Annotated in this window: 15 protein-coding genes; 7 read left to right on the forward strand and 8 right to left on the reverse strand. The window is 35.2% G+C overall.

Annotation, left to right across the window (positions count from 1 at the left end):
* Positions 1-443 precede the first annotated feature (443 nt).
* The 5 genes from F6K27_RS13740 to F6K27_RS13760 form a co-directional block, all read right to left on the reverse strand.
* Positions 444-1,025 (reverse strand): thioredoxin family protein, encoded by a 582-nt coding sequence (locus F6K27_RS13740; RefSeq protein WP_287276675.1) that lies wholly within the window; start codon positions 1,023-1,025, stop codon positions 444-446.
* Between the two features lie 497 nt (positions 1,026-1,522).
* Positions 1,523-3,070: an ATP-binding protein gene (locus tag F6K27_RS13745; protein ID WP_287276659.1), complete on the reverse strand. Its 1,548-nt coding sequence runs from the start codon at positions 3,068-3,070 to the stop codon at positions 1,523-1,525.
* Positions 3,071-3,597: 527 nt separating this feature from the next.
* Complete coding sequence (locus F6K27_RS13750; RefSeq protein ID WP_287276660.1) at positions 3,598-4,128, reverse strand: Rab family GTPase; 531 nt, start codon at positions 4,126-4,128, stop codon at positions 3,598-3,600.
* An 8-nt stretch (positions 4,129-4,136) separates the two neighbouring features.
* Positions 4,137-7,508: an OmpA family protein gene (locus F6K27_RS13755; protein ID WP_287276661.1), complete on the reverse strand. Its 3,372-nt coding sequence runs from the start codon at positions 7,506-7,508 to the stop codon at positions 4,137-4,139.
* Between the two features lie 11 nt (positions 7,509-7,519).
* Positions 7,520-8,134, reverse strand: a complete 615-nt coding sequence (locus F6K27_RS13760) for a hypothetical protein (protein WP_124145826.1) — start codon at positions 8,132-8,134, stop codon at positions 7,520-7,522.
* Positions 8,135-8,515: 381 nt separating this feature from the next.
* Between F6K27_RS13760 and F6K27_RS13765 the strand changes: the two genes are divergently transcribed.
* From F6K27_RS13765 to gatB, 5 genes are all read left to right on the forward strand, one after another.
* On the forward strand, positions 8,516-8,740 hold the full coding sequence (locus tag F6K27_RS13765) for a hypothetical protein (RefSeq protein WP_287284317.1): 225 nt from the start codon (positions 8,516-8,518) through the stop codon (positions 8,738-8,740).
* Positions 8,741-8,897: 157 nt separating this feature from the next.
* The gene (locus F6K27_RS13770; RefSeq protein WP_287284319.1) at positions 8,898-9,245 is read left to right on the forward strand and encodes a hypothetical protein; all 348 of its coding nucleotides are present in this window, start codon (positions 8,898-8,900) and stop codon (positions 9,243-9,245) included.
* Positions 9,246-9,402: 157 nt separating this feature from the next.
* Positions 9,403-9,612 (forward strand): hypothetical protein, encoded by a 210-nt coding sequence (locus F6K27_RS13775; RefSeq protein ID WP_287284322.1) that lies wholly within the window; start codon positions 9,403-9,405, stop codon positions 9,610-9,612.
* Positions 9,613-9,708: 96 nt separating this feature from the next.
* Positions 9,709-9,837 carry a hypothetical protein gene (locus F6K27_RS13780; RefSeq protein WP_287300877.1) on the forward strand — a complete coding sequence of 43 codons (129 nt, stop codon included), beginning with the start codon at positions 9,709-9,711 and terminating at the stop codon, positions 9,835-9,837.
* 880 nt (positions 9,838-10,717) lie between these two features.
* Positions 10,718-12,202, forward strand: a complete 1,485-nt coding sequence (gatB, locus tag F6K27_RS13785) for an Asp-tRNA(Asn)/Glu-tRNA(Gln) amidotransferase subunit GatB (protein ID WP_287276665.1) — start codon at positions 10,718-10,720, stop codon at positions 12,200-12,202.
* Between the two features lie 337 nt (positions 12,203-12,539).
* Here gatB and F6K27_RS13790 read toward each other — a convergent pair whose 3' ends face one another.
* Positions 12,540-13,283 carry a TVP38/TMEM64 family protein gene (locus F6K27_RS13790; protein ID WP_287284325.1) on the reverse strand — a complete coding sequence of 248 codons (744 nt, stop codon included), beginning with the start codon at positions 13,281-13,283 and terminating at the stop codon, positions 12,540-12,542.
* Between the two features lie 592 nt (positions 13,284-13,875).
* On the opposite strand from F6K27_RS13790, the gene F6K27_RS13795 reads away from it, so the two are divergent.
* On the forward strand, positions 13,876-14,445 hold the full coding sequence (locus F6K27_RS13795; RefSeq protein ID WP_287276668.1) for a hypothetical protein: 570 nt from the start codon (positions 13,876-13,878) through the stop codon (positions 14,443-14,445).
* Between the two features lie 315 nt (positions 14,446-14,760).
* On the forward strand, positions 14,761-17,121 hold the full coding sequence (locus F6K27_RS13800; RefSeq protein ID WP_287276670.1) for a PhoX family phosphatase: 2,361 nt from the start codon (positions 14,761-14,763) through the stop codon (positions 17,119-17,121).
* Between the two features lie 587 nt (positions 17,122-17,708).
* Here the strand turns inward: F6K27_RS13800 and F6K27_RS13805 are convergent.
* The gene (locus tag F6K27_RS13805) at positions 17,709-18,491 is read right to left on the reverse strand and encodes a carbon dioxide-concentrating mechanism protein CcmK (protein ID WP_124146617.1); all 783 of its coding nucleotides are present in this window, start codon (positions 18,489-18,491) and stop codon (positions 17,709-17,711) included.
* 53 nt (positions 18,492-18,544) lie between these two features.
* Positions 18,545-19,581: transposase (locus F6K27_RS13810; RefSeq protein WP_287276672.1), on the reverse strand; the 1,037-nt coding region annotated here is incomplete at its 5' end.

Raw genomic sequence — 19,581 nt, forward strand, 5'->3', positions numbered from 1 at the left:
TGTTGATATTTAGTAAGTTCATAAGCAAAATTAATTACAGATCCTATTTACTTATTATTCCCTGTTCCCTCTCTTAACTAGGAAATTTATTTTCACGACTACTTATTAGTAAATAAGTAAGCATTCTGCATTCAGCAGTCAGCTATCAGCTCTTGAGAAACATCTACATTTCCCGCCATAGAATTGTATGAATTGAACTCAAACTCATCGTTCTTGTGGTTCATTCTTTGATTAAAATGTAATAAAAGTCAAACAAATGTTTACTTCATTGATTAAAAAGCTAAGAGCTGAATACTTACAATAATAGCTTATTTGATTTTTATTGCTGACCGCTGAAGCGCTAATAGTTGATAGTTGTTTGCGCAGCAGTCCGCAGGAAATGCTTACGTCAATAACATCTACAGAACAACCTACTCAACTATCTGCAAATACCCCTTTTAATTCTAACCAAAATAAGATGGCTCATTACCTGGTTTCCACTTAATATTACAACCAATACTTGGCTTTTGTTCTTCACCTACAGATTTTTCTGCTAAAACTGCATCTAAAGCTGCTCTTAAATCACTTCCTGTAACTGGTTGATTATTACTAGGACGACTATCATCTAATTGTCCTCTATATACTAATTTAAAATCAGCATCAAATAGGAAAAAATCTGGAGTACAAGCAGCAGTGTAAGATTTTGCAACTTCCTGAGTTGCATCAAAACAATAGGGAAAATTAAACCCTAGTTCTAATGCCATTTCCTTTAGTTTATCTGGAGAATCATCAGGGTGAGTTTCAATATTATTGGAACTAATAGCTAAAATTCCTACATTTTTTGGAATGTAATCTTTACCAATTTTAGCAAGTTCTGCTTGAACGTGCTTAACAAATGGACAATGACGACAAATAAACATGACTAAGAGTGCTTTTTTTCCCTCAAATGTTGATAGGGAAATGGTTTCCCCGGAAACTACATCCGGTAACTGAAAATCTGGAGCTGAAGTGTCTAATGTCAGCATTGTAGAAGCGGTTAAAGCCATAGTTATTCCTGTTATAATTTTCATTATAAGAAAAAACTACCACATTTTTCTCAAAATAGGGAGTAGGGAGTAGAGGGAAAGAATTGATTATTTATCTACGGTAGTTGATTTTATTTTTATTATTGGAAATGTTTAGTATATATACATTTCCTCACTTTATTTCTTATTCCTTATTTCTAGAAAAATATTTGATAGAATTAAGGTACTAAGCTTTTCCTCCTTTCTTCTTTTCTTTTCACTGTTCCTTCTTGATCTTGAGAACTACTGAGATTTTTTTCACTAGAACAAATCTCTAATACTAATTATCACCCCATGAATGCCACAAAAAATCCATGATAAATTTCTTTTGATAAAAACCAGTCTCTATCATATTTTCTATATATAATCTATAGATTTTATCCCTTTACTTGTGATTACTTATTCCTGGGAAAATCTGTGACAGAACAAGGTACTAAGTTCTTCTTCCTTCCCTCTTCCTTCTGCCTTCTGCCTTAATTTTAAGATACTTTTTGCAATGGAATTTCAACTCTGAAAGTAGTTCCTTTGCCTATTTCACTTGCAAAATCTATTGTTCCATTATGAAGGTCTACACACTGTTTCACAATTGATAATCCTAATCCTGTTCCTGCTATTTTACCTACATTACTTGCTCTGTAAAAAGAGTCAAACAATTTTTTTTGATTTTCAACTGGAATACCTATTCCTTCGTCCTTAATCAGAAAAATAGCTTCTCGATCATTTAAAGTTAACTGAAAATTCACCTTCCCTCCTGTAGGTGAATACTTAATCGCATTTGATAATAAATTATTTAAGATATGCCGAATTAATTTCTCATCTATCAAGAAGAATATCACATCATTCTTTTTCGACTTAGCTTGAGATTTATGTTGAAATTTTTTGTTAATTTTGAAATTTATTATATGTTTATCGCTAGCAGTAATTTTGATAGATTCAGTAATATGAGAACAAACTTTAATCAAATCAACAGGTGCTGGTTTATATTTCAATTTTCCAGCATCTGCTTTACCAATAAATCGGACATCATTTAACAATTCAAGCATTTCTTGTGTAGACTCTTCAATATATACTAAATATTGGTCTTTTTCAGTTTCAGTAATTTCCGAGTCATAGGATCTGAGTAATTGAGTAGATAATAATACTGTATTTAGAGGATTACCAAATTCGTGAGTCACCATTGAAAAAAAACGACCCCTTAGTTCTCTTAAATCTCGTTCTTGTTCTAAAGCTTGACGTATTTCTTCTTCCTCTTTTTTGCGCTCTGTAATATCTCTGCCTATATAAACAAAATTATATATTCCTTCTACATTGGTTTGAATTACTGAACAAGAAAGTTGAACAATAATTTTATCTCCTATTTTATTCTGACAAATTAATTCTATATCTTGAGAAATTTGTTCTTTTAAAAATATATATTTTTGGCGTGCTTTATGTAGTAATTCTTCTTTGGGAATAACCATAGAGATATTTTGACCTACCAATTCTTCCTTTGTATAATCAAACAAAATTTCTGCTGCACGGTTAACAGTTTTAATTATCCCCGCACTTGTTGTTACTAATAAAGCATCCGCCATAGAAGTAATAATTTTATTGATATAATCCTCAGAAGCAGCTAAAGAACTTAATAAAAGATTAGATTCATTTGAATTTTGAACTAACTTCTGCTGCATTACCATTTTTTCCGTTACATCTTCGACTAATACTATTAAGTTTTTTTCTAGACAATTTTCATTAAAATCTGCAATTATAGATATATTGATATACAGAGGAGATTTCTCTTCCAAAGACCTAGCTACTCCTTCATATTCAAAACTTTCTTTTTGCCCATTAATCACTTCCTCCAGAAGCTCTTCAACTCCTGCTAATTCTGGAAAACTATGACGAATATCTTCACCTAAAACTGCTAATTTTGGAGGAGCGGAAAATTTGTTTAACCCATAAGATACCTCTAAAATTTTTAACTCGGAATTAATTATCAAATACTCAGTTTGACGATATGCTAAAAGTTTTTTTAATAGGTTAATCATGGGTTATTTCAGTTATCAGTGATCAGTTATCAGTTAGCCTCCTCAGGAGGAACCATACTAATAGTACCTATGCAATAAGGAAGCTTATGCAATAAGGAGGCTTGAAATCAGGAATATTCTATTTATTTTTTTATCCCCTTAAAAAGCTATCCCTTATAAGGAACTCCTGAAAACCTTGTGGGGAGTGTGGGGAGTATGGGGGGCAAAAATCTTGTCTAAAGTTCTCAAAAAAATGTATTTTTCAATATACTTCTCTTCTAAAAAAGTCGCTCCAAGACATGCACATAACTTGTCTATTTTGTCAAGTTTTATCTAAAAAAAAATGTTGATAAAGCATAGTTGAAAAGGGAGGCTTTAGACCACAATTTATCGGTAATTTTTATCATTTATTTCTGCATAGAGATAGATAATTTTATCAAAATAATTGGGTCGCGCAACCTCGCCTTTTAAGGCCAAATTTTTTTGGAGGTTTGCTCAAATCTCTGTTACAAAAATAACTTCAGAATTATAAATTCTGACTTCATTAATCATCCTATTTTTTCTAGCATTCTATATGATAATTTCTCGAATATTTCATCTACATTCTCCCCCGTTTTAGCTGATGTAGAATATGTCGCTATCACTCTTTCATCTTCCTGATGCTCGAATTTTGATAATAGTTGATTGAGTATTTCTGCATCAACTAAATCAGATTTATTCAAAGCCAAAATAGCTACACTCTTAGGATTTACTGATAAAAATAAATCTAATCTTTCGTAAATATTTTTGATAGTTTCTTCACGGGTGACATCTGCAACAACTATTCCCCCACTAGCTCCTTGTAAATAACTAGGAGCGATCGCCTTAAATTTAGTATGACCTTCTAAATCCCAAATTAATAACTGCAAAACATTATTTTTTTCTACATCTTTTTTGGGTAAATCAACTTTTTTACGAGAAATTTTTACCCCTACCGTAGAAAGATATTGGTCACTAAACTGTCGATCAACAAACTTACGAATAAGGCTAGTTTTTCCCACACCAAAATCACCAACAAGACAAATTTTTTTCGATATCATATTTCTAGCTAGTTGTCTTTTTCACTTGGTTCAAACAAATCAAATGTTACGCACCTACTCAATAATAGTGGTTGATTGTACTCCACACCTTGAGGCGAGTTTGTTTGTCCAGTTACTTCTAATCGTCTGGCATCCACTCCCTGTTTTACCAAAGCATCCCTGACTGTATATGACCGTTCAAGGGCCAACTGCTCGTTGATATTGGGATTGCCAGTACGATCTGTATGACCTATTATCCTAAGATGTTTTTGAGGATATTGGGTAAGAAATTCTTGAATCTGGGCCATTGTGTCTATATAGACAGGGTGAAGTTTGGCTGAACCCAGATCGAAGTAGATGCGAGTTTTCAGTTTAAGTGGGCTGAGTTTAGTTGTGCTGATTACTGATTTTACTCCAGGAACTTGCTCAATTTTACGAATAATTATCTGAGAATCTGCCATATCCATCACTGTTCCTTTGACTGTAACTCTACCTTCTCCATATTCAGTGCTGATGGACACACCTTCCATTTGATTTAATACTCTTGTAAGTCTATCTACCTCATCGCTTATTTCTGAAGCGTCCTGTGGTCTTCTAACAGCTGTTATTTGATTATGTACTTCTAAATTGTAGGGACTAGCTTGTTTTTTAGCTATTTTTGCTGCTCTATTTCGTAGATTTTGATTTGGCAGTTGTCCAGTTAGAATTAAGGAACCTCGCTTTACTTTTGCACCTATTCTATAAATAGCTAACTCTGGAATATTAGACCAAGCTTCCCTGGTTCTTGCTTCAATACCACGATAAAGTCTACTGTAATACTGATAGATACCCCAAGGTATGAATATTAAACTCAAAATTAATCCACAAACTATTAACAAGGCAGTGGGAGGTTTAGAAATTTGTAATTTCTGATTTTCTTGTACATTTTCTATATCCATTAATGATTTTAATAACAACTGAATTGAGGCAGGAATAGTATCAGGGTCTCCTGCAAAAATTTTAATATATTTACCATAATCAATAACAATTTTGCTCAGTATTTTTCGTAATTCTTTGATAAACGATTTGTTTGTTTGCCCTCTTATTACTACGGCCAAATAACAATATCCCGCAACTTCTAAGATAATTTTTGAATCCCCATATTCAATTTCATTTAGTTCAGAAAAATCTCCAGACTGAGCAATACAATCATTCACAAAACTCCGAATAGCTGTTAACATTCCTGCTAGCATTTCTGATTCCAATCTATCTTGTCGAGAATGTTGAACTTCAGAAATTACTAAGCCAGATTCTTTGTGGATGAGAAACACAGCTTGGACAGTAAAAATCATTACTTCTGATATGATTAATTCTGCTTCTGAAACTCCTTGGAAAATTGCTTGAATTTTGCGTCTTATTCCTTTGAAGCTAAACGTTTCTGAAATCTTATCGTTAATTTCTCGAATTTCTTGTGTCATATATTTAGAAATGGTGCTGCCCATGACAGGATATAAAGCATCTACTATAGAATTTGGCTCTAAAGTAATTTGATCTTTAATTGCTCTACCCATTTCTGGTGCTAATGCTTGAGAAATTTGTCGCGGATCTATTCTAATTTGTTCTCTAATTGCTGCTCCCATTTCTGGTGCTAATGCTTTGGCAATTTCTTGGGGATAATTCTGTATGGCAGAAGAAATTGCTACTGGCAATAATGGTGCTAATACTTCACTAACTGACTGTTGGTCTTGCTCTGTTTTTTTAGTAATAATGATGTCTATGATTGGTGCTATTGCATCTGCCATTGCTTGAGGTTCTTGTTTGATTTGTGCTTCTATTGAAGGTGCTAATAATGGTGCTAATGATGAAGTTATTGCCTGTTGGTCTTGCTCTGTTTTTTTAGTAATAATGATGTCTATGATTGGTGCTATTGCATCTGCCATTGCTTGAGGTTCTCGTTTGATTTGTGTTTCTATTGAAGGTGCTAATAATGGTGCTAATGATGAAGTTATTGCCTGTCGGTCTTGTCTAAATCTTTTTTGTATAGCTCGATCAATAACTGGGGCAATTGTCTCTATGACTTCTGCTTCTGTTTGACCTAATTGTAAGTTTTGTGAGAATAAAGGAGTTAGTACATTATTGAATTCATCTTGATTATAATTAAATTTTTTTACTCCCTGGCTAGTATTTAGTTTCCGAATTAACCTAGCTAATTGAGAGCCAAATAAAATATTTTGTAAGTCTTCAAAAGCTTCTAATTCTGCATCATATTGTTGTCGATAGTCTGATAATTCTGGTAATTTTTGTGGGGCAAGTAATGGTTTTTCTATACCTGGTTCTTCTGCTTGATTATTAGTAGATTTACCCTCAACATTAATAATATTATCCTGGTCTTCTTCTGGCTGTTTTGTGATTCTCTGATGGGTTGAATTTTGATGATTTTCTGTTTGATTTACTGCCGTTTCTTGAAAATCTATATCTTCTTGAGAGTTAATTGATTCTGCTGTTAAATCTTCCGAAAAACCAGTGATTCTCTGATGGGTTGAATTTTGATGATTTTCTGTTTGATTTACTGTAGTTTCTTGAAAATCTATATCTTCTTGAGAGTCCGTTGATTCTGCTGTTAAATCTTCCGAAAAATCATTAATGTTCTGCTGATTTTGTTCCGGGTGTTTTGTGATTCTCTGATGGATTGAATTTTGATGATTTTCTGTTTGATTTACTGCCGTTTCTTGAAAATCTATATCTTCTTGAGAGTTAATTGATTCTGCTGTTAAATCTTCCGAAAAACCAGTGATGCTCTGATGGGTTGAATTATGATGATTTTCTGTTTGATTTACTGCCGTTTCTTGAAAATCTATATCTTCTTGAGAGTCCGTTGATTCTCCTGTTAAATCTTCCGAAAAACCAGTGATGTTCTGCTGATTTTGTTCCGGGTGTTTTGTGATGCTCTGATGGGTTGAATTATGATGATTTTCTGTTTGATTTACTGCTGTTTCTTGAAAATCTATATCTTCTTGAGAGTCCGTTGATTCTGCTGTTAAATCTTCCGGAAAATCATTAATGTTCTGATGGATTGAATTTTGATGATTTTCTGTTTGATTTACTGCTGTTTCTTGAAAATCTATATCTTCTTGAGAGTTAATTGATTCTGCTGTTAAATCTTCGGGAAAATCATTAATGTTCTGATGGGTTGAATTATGATGATTTTCTGTTTGATTTACTGTAGTTTCTTGAAAATCTATATCTTCTTGAGAGTCCGTTGATTCTGCTGTTAAATCTTCCGGAAAATCAACTAAGTTTAAATCCACCAATAAACTCAACAAGCGTCTTAACTGTTCAACTGTTTCCGTATTCAGTTCAACAGATTGATTATGATTAATATCTTGTGATTTATTAATCGATTTTTCGTTTAAGTAAGCCATCTATATTCCGATCATTTATGATGGTTGTCTGAGATTAAAAGCTCTTTTTCTAAATCTTTATCTGCTGCTTCTTTGAGTTCGCTCACAAACTCAGTTTTTTTCATTCTCATGCCAACTTCAAACATTATTTCTGCTAAATCATCCCGTGATACTTTCACATCCTTAAGCAAAGAAAAGCGCTTTTCAAGTTCTTCAAATATTTGGGTTTTTAAATGACTAACATCATTCTGTAATTTCTCCCTTGTTTGTGATAAATCTTCCCGTAGAGAAGTTGTTTGATTATCAATAATTTCATTTAAAGCTTCTTTAGTAGTAATAATTTTGCGATTTACTCGCTCAATTTGTTGCTTAGTTTCCACAACATCTTCTTGAGTATTTTGGATATTTAAGTTAATATTCCTAATCTTTTTCTCTATAGAATCAACCGTAGCTTGAAGTTCTGTAGAAAAAGCACTTTTTACTTGTTCTATTTGATTTTTAGTTTCTTGTTTGACAGAGGATAATTCTGATTCTAGCTTTTCAAAACGATTTTCGTACTCTCTGAGCTTAGGGCCAAATATTATATCACGAATCTTGTCAATATTTCCCAGTCTTTCACGCATTTCTTCCTTACTTAATTCGGCCATATTTTCTCCTTATGTTACGAACTGCCAGAGTTCGGGATAATAAATGTTAAAAATATACTTTCTGATATTACCACTTAGTTTAGTATTTTACCGGATTGATTTATTGACGAAATTATATTAAGGCTAACCATATTTTTAACTTTAACCGTACAGCTTAATAATGACCACCTTTGAAAAACCTAGCCAAAGACAGGACATTTCTAAGGTTGTCTCTCAAAGGTTGCATATCCAGTCTGAAGTGACTACGTTGGCAGGTCACTACCCATGGATGTTGGTGGCGCAGATGACGGTGGTATAGTATCCGTTCCTGAACTTGGTTTTCGCCTTGGCTTAGTTTTAGGCTGATTTCCTTATGTATGTATTATTGTTTGGTTAGTGTTATTGCCTAGTGATTTTTGGGATTGGTTGATTCAAAAATTACAATCTAAACAAATTAAAAGTATTAAAATTTATTATAATCCTGATGCTAGTACATACCAAAAAATCTTAAATTTACTTTGCTGCTTTTTGTTTTTACCAAGAGAATTAGTTTTCTCAGCCAAAACGCAACCTGAAATTTATACAGCAATGAAAAACAGTAATTCATGGTTATTAGTCGAACATTAAGGCCATCAATATCTTCAATTTTCAGGCATTAATTTATCTGTGTAATATTTCTCCTGTATTTCGACCTTTAACTTTAGTTTTGAGTTTACCTATAATTACAACTATAGGCAAAAAAATATGCGCTGAACTCAACAATATCAATAGTAATTTTCATCAATTGATTTCCCAATTACAGTATCGGAAAAATTCAGTTTATCCAGCCAATTATCAGAATCTTATTGCTTTATTGCTTCTAGGTTTCGTATTGCTCTGGAATCTTAATAGTATTTCCCCCAAAATATTCCCTATCCCCAAAATAGTCAGAACAACTAATTTAATTCTCAGATTAGACCAAAGATGGGGTATGTTTGCTCCTTATCCCTCACGAGAAGATGGTTGGTATGTCATTCCAGGTAAACTTAAAAATGGTAAAAAAATTGATTTATTTAAAAATGGTCAACCTGTGATTTGGGATAAACCATTATTAGTTTCATCAACTTATCCTAATTTACGCTGGCTTCATTAATTGATAATGGATAATGGATAATTACCTCTGGTTAAAACCGAGAGGATTGAATATAAGGAAATATCCTAGCACTTTTTTTCCCCTTAAAAGGGGAGGCTTTAAACCAGAATTATTTAATTAATAATTATTAATTATTCAGTAAATATATGATGAAAATTTGGTTGAAGCGTCATGCTGCTCATCGTCTTTACAAAATTATGCTAAATATTTGTGCCGTGACTGGAATTGTAAATATAAAGGTGAAGAACAACTTGATAATTTTGAAATATTTTTTATGTCAGAAAAAACTTTGCCAAACTATCAAACTCCTGAAGTCAAAAAAGTTTCGATTCATAAACATTATTGCTTTAAGAAACCCGAGGGATAATTAGAGTTTGCTGAAAATGTCTTTTAGTAAGGGTAGGGGTAGGAGACAGGAGACAGGAGACAGGAGACAGGAGACAGGAGACAGGAGACAGGAGAAATGGAGACAGGAGAAATGGACCGGGAGACAGGAGACAGGAGACAGGAGACAGGAGAAATGGATCGGGAGCGAGGAGGTAGGAGTAACAATTGTCAATTTGGGATTTTTCTGCCCAACTCTTGCCATTAATACTAACTTTTTGAGCGTTTTAGAGGTGATACCAGGCAATTTTTTAGACAAAAAAAAAGGCTTAAGCCTTTACCTGTCAATGCTTTGAGGATTAATTAGCAATCCCTAATTAGACATATCCGAAAAAGATATAAATTTTTGCCTAGAGTAGAGAACAGGGGGTAGGGAATAAAGAACAGGCACAAAACATGATTTATTTGGTGGCATTACTGAATCAAGGGATAGTTCTTTGTGACGTTCTCCTACATCAAATCAAAGATTATGATGTAGGCTTCCCAACCTCGCGGATAGGGCTTTCTGTTTCACAGGGAGTGCAACCACTTAACCCTCACCAGACAGAGATGATGAGACCCACCACCTTTTTGTACTGAACAATTCTGTACTCCGATACACACCCTCAAGAGTTTTACCTTTTCACGGGCCGACCGCGAACTTCATGAATTGAACCCCATACTCGCTATTTGTTTTCTATGTGCTGTTATCAAGTGCGTATTACCGCTACTCCTGATATAATCACCAATAACACAAAAAAGCACACAATGCAAGAAATAATTGGACCCTACGCGGTTTATTTGTTGGTCGGCAATTCCCCTCCCGTTAACATTTGTATAACGGGAGACCCCTTGCCGACATCAAAGTTGGAAATGGAAAATCTCGATCACTGTACACTAGAACTAATGACCTTTAAATTTTAAATAGCAGTCAGCAGTCAGCAGTCAGCGGTCAGCGGTCAGCATTAGGACTTTTTTTTACGCCCTGGAAATTTCAACCCCGACTCAACCATCCAGGGTATTAGTTGCCGGGGTATAAACCCAAAGTAAAAAAGCTGAAATGCTGAAATGCTGATAGCTAGTTTACTTTTGACTTAATTCAAAAATCTATGACTACAACTGTACAAGTAAAAACAGAGTATGAAGCAATAATTGGCCTAGAAACCCATTGTCAACTTAACACCCAAACCAAAATTTTCTCCGCTTCATCCACAGAATTCGGTGCCCCACCAAACACCAATATTGACCCAATATGTATGGGAATGCCCGGAGTATTACCCGTACTTAATCAAAAAGTCCTAGAATATGCCGTAAAAGCAGGACTTGCCCTAAATTGTCAAATAGCGCCCTATAGTAAATTTGACCGTAAACAATATTTCTACCCTGACTTGCCCAAAAATTATCAGATTTCTCAGTATGACCTACCCATCGCGGAAAATGGTTGGCTAGAAATAGAAATAGTAGAAGAAGATGGCACTGCCAACCGCAAAAAAATCGGCATTACTAGACTACACATGGAAGAAGATGCTGGTAAGTTAGTCCATGGAGGTAGCGATCGCCTATCTGGGTCAACTTATTCAATGGTAGATTATAATCGTGCAGGTGTACCATTAGTAGAAATTGTATCAGAACCGGATATGCGTTCTGGACTAGAAGCTGCAGAATATGCCCAAGAGTTACAGCGAATTGTCCGCTACCTTGGTGTGAGCGATGGTAATATGCAGGAAGGTTCTCTACGATGCGATGTTAATGTTTCTGTACGACCAGTAGGCCAAAAAGAGTTTGGTACGAAGGTAGAAATCAAAAATATGAATTCCTTTAGTGCTATACAACGGGCGATCGAGTACGAAATTCAACGGCAAACTGAAGCTATTGAAGCGGGGGAAAAAATTGTTCAAGAAACTAGACTTTGGGAAGAGGGTTCTCAACTTACTATTAGTATGAGGGTGAAGGAGGGTTCTAGTGATTATCGTTATTTCCCCGAACCTGACATTCCACCTATTGAAGTCTCGACTCAGCAGTTAGATGATTGGAAAACTGAGTTACCAGAATTACCTGCACAAAAACGTCACCGTTATGAGAGTCAGTTAGGTTTATCTGCTTATGATACTCGCGTGCTTACTGATGACTGTAACGTAGCAGAATATTTTGAAGCAACAGTTGCAGCAGGAGGAAATGCAAAACAAGCTGCTAACTGGGTAATGGGAGATATTACTGCTTATTTGAAAAATGAAAAAATTAGCATCACTGATATTGGCCTTAAACCAGAAAATTTGGCCGAGCTAACTACAATAATTGAAGATGGTACTATCAGTGGCAAAATTGCTAAGGATATTTTGCCAGAATTATTATCGAAAGGTGGGTCGCCCAAGGAATTAGTAGAGAAGAAAGGTCTCATCCAAATTTCAGATACTAAGGCGATAGAAGCAATTATTGATGAAGTTTTAGCAGCACATCCAGAAGAATTAGAAAAATATCGTGGTGGTAAAACTAAACTTAAAGGTTTCTTTGTTGGGCAAGTGATGAAGAAGACTCAAGGACGTGCCGATCCAAAAATGACAAATCAATTAATTACTAAGAAGTTGGAAGGATAGAGGAGTCAGAATTCAGAATTTAGAATTCTGAATTTAGAATTTAGAATTCAGGAGGGAAAAAATTTATCAAGATTTGGTAATGGTGAAGATAGAGAATGTTTTTATACCGAATTAAACAGATTTTATATTACAGCGCTTCCCGCTGTTATGAGGTATACCCATCGCGGGAGATGCCCGCACTACAAGATTTTCACCATTTACCCTGTACATCATTTGCCAGAAATATGCTGTATCTTTTCTTTTGCGGGTTTATAGCGGTTTTCAAATAGATATGAAGTGGCCTTTCTTTGACTATTCATAAGCAATTTTCCCTTCTTCCTTCTTCCTTCTTCCTTCTTCAATTCTTGCCTTCTTCAAAACTTGTTTCTAAAGCTTTGTTTGCTTGCCGAGTTATATAAATAGTTACTAAAACTGTGGCAATTAAACCAACAATATTAATTATCCATTTAGTTACTTCTACAGTAGAATTTGTCGGTTGTTGAGACGTACCAATTAAAGTAATATCACCTACTATAGAACCAATATAAACATACATTACTGTTCCTGGAATCATCCCTAGAGAACCCAAAATATAATCTTTTAAAGAAACCTGCATGACACCAAAAGCATAATTCAAAAGATTAAAAGGAAACAAAGGGCAGAGTCTAGTTAAAAATACTATTTTAAATCCTGCTTTAATAACAGCTCGATCGATAACTTGAAATTTTGGATGTTGATGTAATTGTTGACAAACCCAATCGCGAGATACATACCGTCCGATGATAAAAGCTATTGTAGCGCCTAAAGTTGAAGCAAAAAAAACATAAATAGCTCCCCAGATAACTCCAAATATTACTCCTCCTCCTATAGTTAAAACTAAACCAGGAATTAATAGTAAAGTAGCTAAATTATAAATTATTATGAAAGCGATAGGACTCCACACATCTAGACTTTCAATCCAAACTAATTTATTTTTTAAAAGTTCTGGTAGGTTAAAATATTTGGCTGTAATAATTAAGCTTATAACTACAATAAATAACAAAAAAAACTTGCAAATTTTTTTTAATTTTCTATGAGCATGAGTATTTGTAAATATATTCATATCTATATTATATCATGTCCATTTTTACTTACAGTTATAAATAATTTATAGCCTAATATCATGTTCATTTAAATACTTATACATTGTTTAATTTATTTACTGCCGTCTGAATTAATTAAGTATTTAACTAGACATGATATAAATTATAAATATCATCCTAAAATTATTTTTATCTTAGTTAACTATGAATTTTTACTGAGAATAATTGCTGGAGAAATAAATGACTAAAATTATGCCTATCCATAGCTTTATTTCATGAAAATACAATTGCCATACCTAAAATAATTATAAGTACTTGTGCAAAATTAATTTAACATTTGTCAGTAGGGAATAAGGCATAAAAAATATACTTGTGTACTTGAACAGTGACTCTAAAAATCATCTTTCCTAACTATTACTCAATCATCAAATAGCCAATTAACTTGACTTGAATACTTAAACACTGAATTTGAGGAGTAGTTTAATTAGCGTAGCGATCACCTTCGTTAAAATTATCAAGTTAAACAGATAAATTTAATTATAGTAAACCTTTAACCAAAACTTAAATTCATTTTAATTATTATATGTTACTGTAATAAATAAATTTATATATATGTGGAAAAAATTTAATTTAATGAATTTATATTATCGTATTTTCTGGAGTACAACCTTAACATTAGCTAGTCTATTAACCATATATATGACTGCCTTAGCTTCTGCAAAAAATACCAGCCTTTTGATTGACTCTAACAATAATAATTCCTATAAAATTCTTGTAGAAAAAGCAGAAAATTTAGCAAAAAATAAAATAAATCAAGAATTTAAAAATAATCCCGAAATCACAGAAATTACCATCACTATATTAGGAGAGCGTCAGAGTCAAATAGTACCTATCCTACGTTCAAAAATATCTCGTGCTGAATGGCAAAAAAATGCAGAAATTGATAATTTGACTAGATATTTTGCTGATGCCAAATACTTATTAAACTTTGATAGTGAAACTACACCTAAAACTCAACCTAAAACTCCTGAATCTTCTCCTCAAATTCCAGCCCCACCTCCACCATCACCTGATACTCAACCTATAGTTCCTCAACCTCAAAAATCTCCTCAACGGCAGCCAACATCTAAACCTCCAATATTTCCTTCTGATGAAGATGACCCCAAAGAGATAGATGATTAAGCACTTTTTGAGAATTCTTTTTTATTCTTCCCTGGAATTAGTTTGAAACAGTATGAAGTTTAGGTAAACTTTTTTCATTTACAACCTACAATTTAATCCGCATAATTTATGGATTAACCAAAATTTAAACAATACTTTAATCAAGCTTAAACTAACTATAAACTCATCATAAATTTATCTAGGTAAACTTCTGAAGGCAGTATTTAAAGCAACCAAATACAGACAATATTTAGTTTAGAAATACTGCTAGCAATAGATTGAAAATTTGTAATCTACCGCCTCTCTGTAGAGGGAAGAAGAACTAGAAAAAATTTTATGTCCAGACTAACTCGCAGAAAACTATTAATGTTCTTCGGATGTAGCGCAGCAGCTACAGCACTATCACCAAAAATTGGCAATTTTTTAGGTAGTAGCTCCGAAGTAGCTCAAGCTCAAACTACAGGTTTGAGTTTTACACCCCTAAAATTGGCACATCCTTTAGAAGCTTATCAAAGTAACCCTAGCTTCGTACCCTTTGGAATTGCTGGAGGAGGAAGTACTATAGGATCTGGTCAGGATGTAGCACTGCAATCCTATGAATATTTTGATGATGTAGTAGTCCCACCTGAATATGAAAGGTATGTAATTGCTGCTTGGGGCGATCGCGTATTTCCTAACCCAGAAGAATACTTTGGTTATAACTGCGACTATGTAAGCTTTATCCCTATTAATGGTAATCCTGATGATGGCTACCTATGGGTTAACCATGAGTATGTCTCTTATCCCATATCCTCATTACTAGGTGGTGATGACCTAGCTGGTTTCCCCACAACAGACCAACTTGTACTGGGTTTAGATTTATCTCAAGAGAGCTCCTTCACCCGTGGGGAATTTGCTTATAACCAAGGTGGGTCTATTGTCCGTATCACTAAAGGCAGTAATGGTCGTTATGCTACTGTCGCAGATAATGCTAATCGTCGAGTACACCTCTTATCTGGACTAGGAATTAACTCTGAACGTTCTGATGGTTATCAAGGTGTCACATCTTGGGGTACAGCAAGCTATCAAACTGGAGACCAGAACTTCTTAATAGGTACTGGACCTGCTGCTACTGATGTATTCCCCCTCAGTTCTGATGGACTTGGTAATCGAATTATTGGTACAGCCTTCAATTGTTCTGGTGGTACAACTCCTTGGGGAACAATTCTCACAGCAGAAGAAAACTTCCAAGGTAGCGTTACCGAATCTGTACTACCTAATGGTACTCAAACTGGTTATGACGAAGATCAAGAGATAGGTTTTATCTTTGGTTTAGTCGGTGAAAAGTATGGCTGGATGGTAGAAATTTCTCCAGCAGACCCAAGTTTCCAAAACAGAAAACATACAGCTCTAGGTCGTTTCCGCCATGAAAATATTGCATTTAGAGTAGAAGCAGGCAGACCATTAGTAGCATATATGGGAGATGACCGTCGTGGTGGTCATACCTGGAAGTTTGTAAGTGATGGTATTGTTTCTAGTACTACTGACTCAAATAATAGTCAATTATTTGAGAGTGGAACTCTTTACGCTGCACGTTTAAATCCTGATGGTTCTGGTCAGTGGATTCCATTAGTTCCTAGCACTCCCACCAATCCTCTATCACCAAGCGAGATTGCTCAAGCTGAATTAAACGCTTTTGGTGAAGCTCAAAGAGATGGCCGAATTCGCTTACCTCAACGTGCTGGTATTCCTGGAGCAGAACAGGATGGTGGGTCTTTCATTGTAGACCTGACAAATGAAAGCGTATTATCTAATTATCAGGGAAGGACTCTAGGAGATTTTTACAATAACCAAGGTGCGATTTTAGTTGATGCTTTCTTAGCTGCTAACTTAGTAGGTGCTACTCCTACTGCTCGTCCTGAAGACGTGGAAGTTCACCCTGGTGATGGTAGTGTATTTATTGCTTATACAGATGGTGGACCTGGTGGAGATGGATATCCAGACTCCAGAATTTTTGTTGTAAGTAAATACTCTGCGGATGTTGATGCTACTCAATCTTTTGGCGGTATATACCGAATCATTGAAACTAATAGCGATGCTACAAGTACCACTTTTACTTGGTCAGCTTTTGAGCAGAGTGGAGAAGATGGTGCTATTAATGGTGCAGGTTTTGCTAATGTAGATAACCTAGAAATTGATACTCTAGGTAATATCTGGGGTGTAACAGATATGTCTACCAGTAGTCACAATGGCTTCGACACTGGTGTTGCTGGAGAGATAAGAGAGATCGACCACACTCAAACTGGAAGTGTTGGTAACTTGAGAGGAACATTTGGTAACAATTGGGTGTTCTATATTCCTGTTGTTGGACCGAATGCTGGATTAGTTGTACCTTTCGCTTATGGTCCCCCTCGTTGCGAAATTACTGGACCATACTTTATCAGAAATAGTAGTGGTGTAGATGAAACTCTACTATTAGCTGTACAGCATCCTGGGGAAAGCTCACCTATTGGAGATGGAGTTCAACTAGGTCGTGATATTGAGATGCTAAATTTGGATGGCACTCTCTTCACTCAGCAGCGAAGTGTACCTCGTGGTAGTAACTGGCCTAGTAATACAGGTTATGTAGGTAATCCTGGAGGTAGTTTTAATGGTTTGCTACCACCAAGACCTTCTGTGATTGGTGTTACTCGTAGAGATGGTGGCGCTTTTGTTTAAAATTTAAGTCCAGTAGTGGCGCGTCAAGCTTGAAAATGTGGTAAAAAATTTATCCCCCCTAACCCCCCTTTGAAAGGGGGGAAGACCAAAGGGGCAGAGGTATTCTAGTAGTAAAGTCCAGTAGGGTGTGTTAGTAGTAGGGTGTGTTAGCGAAGCGTAACGCATCGCAAAAGGTATATTTTTTTCTTTTGACTTTGGACTTATAGCTTAAATGGTGCAATAGTAGGGGTGGGTTTTAGTAGAAATTTTCATGCTTACCCTAAGATTAAATAAACCTGCCCTAATGCACAAAATTAGATTTTTCAGTCCAGTAGGATGTGTTATATCATGTTCGGATAATCAGTTATAAAAAAAATTTATCCCTTTCAACCTTTTTTTCCCTTCTGCCTTCCCCTCCTGGGAGGGGTTAGGGGTGGGTTGCCTTCTGCCTTCCTTCCTCCAAAGTGTAAGTATTCAACCGAACATGATATTAGATAGCTATAATATAGACTTGATATTACAAAAAAAAAATGGTGCGTTACGGCGCTATTGTATATTTGAGGAGCAAACTCCTTGAAGGAAAAGCGCCTAACACACCCTACTAAGGTCTATGATTTCTCCTTCACTTCTTCTTTTATAGGTACAGGAAGTTGAGAAAAATCGGGTAATCTCACAAGCTCCTTTTCTTTTTCTGTAATTGCCAATGGCAGACGTAGAGGTTCAAGTTTTTCTTCAATTAAATAAGTAGCTACAGGTAATGTTCTTTCTAAATCATCCAATGGTCTAGGAATTACCATTACAGCATTTAATTCTCCAATTCTTTCTGCTTCGTGCATTCCAGCTTCCACTGCCACTGCCACATTAGAAACCGAACCCCGGACAATCGCAGTACATAAACCTGCACCTGTCGTTTCATAAGCAGTCAACTGTACATCACCAGCTTTGAGCATTGCGTCACAAGCTCCCACCATTGCTGGAAAACCTTTAGTTTCTATTAGACCCACTGCCTTATTTTTAAACTGAGCTGATACTCTACCTTGAGACAATTGAAATAAAAGACTGCCAATAGGTAGTACAGCTTCTAAATTAGCTAAAGGTCGAGGAATCACAGTATGAGAAATAAGTTGTCCAAATTCTTTCGCTGTTTCTGCTCCGGAGTCTATTGCTAAACGAACATCAGCAACACCACCACGGACTACCGCCGTACAATATCCACTACCAATTTTTTCGTATCCTACCAGAATAACCCCAGATGACTTGAGCATCATATCAGCAGTACCAACTATGGCAGGAAAACTCCGAGTTGTGATTAAACCAAGAGCTGAATCTCCAAAGTTGATTGGCGATTCAAGAGATTCTAGATTATGGTTATTGTGGGTTTGTATTTTCATTTTCTATCTCTTTACTTCGGTGTAGCAGTGAACCCACGTGACATACTCCCACACTAAGCTGTCGCTATAGTGTTGGCTTCTCGTTTCCCTGCCCTGCTATTGCATCGGGCTCCACGAGCTTTAAGGACGGAATGCCCTACCGCCCTATTTTTGATATTTATCGCCGCATTCAAGTCCCGGTCTATTACTATGCCACAGTGTGGGCAAAAATGAGTTCTTATATTTAATTCTTTAGGGACTTTTTCTCCACAATTTGAGCAATCTTGGCTAGTATTTTTGGGGTTCACAGCTATAGTCTTTTGTCCAGCATTTCCAGCTTTGACAGTTAAAATAGATAAGAATTGTCCCCATCCAACATCGTTAATTGATTTACTCAAACGGGTCTTTGCTAGCCCTTTAATGTTTAAGTTTTCATGGGCGATAATATCCGCTTTTGATAACAATTCATTAGCTGTTTTCAAGTGGAAATCTTTACGTTTATCGGCTACTTTTTTATGTTGTTTGGCTACAAATTTAACAGCTTTTAACCACCTTTTGCTACCTTTTTTCTTTCGAGATAAACGTTTCTGTAGAGTCTTTAATCGCTGCTGATATTTTCGATAGTATTGAGGGATGGGAACAGATTCTCCTTCACTTGTTACTAAGAATTCCTTCAGCCCCATATCGATTCCCAGAGTATTTTTTAATGTAGGTTCAACTTCACTTGTTAAAGCTGGAACTGATTTTTCTTCTAAGGATAAAGTCACATAATAACCATCTGCTTTACGACTAATCGTAACAGTTTTAATTATAAACCCTTCTGGTATTGGACGATGCTGAATTAACTTTACCTTTCCTATTTTGGGCAAATTAATTTTATTTTCTTCTATGCAATTTAGTTTTATTTGAGAATAAGTAAAACTGCGATAACGTCCTTTTCCTTTGAACCTTGGTTTACCTAATCGCTGCCCGTTTTTGTCTGCTTTAAACCATCTATCAAAGGCAAGTTTTACCCGTTTTGTGCAGTCTTGTAATACCTGAGAATGAATTAGCTTGTATTCAGGAAACTTATCTTTGGTATTGACTAAATCTCGTTTTTGAGAGTAATAAT

This window comes from Okeania sp. SIO2F5, assembly GCF_010692685.1.
GTDB lineage: Bacteria > Cyanobacteriota > Cyanobacteriia > Cyanobacteriales > Microcoleaceae > Okeania > Okeania hirsuta.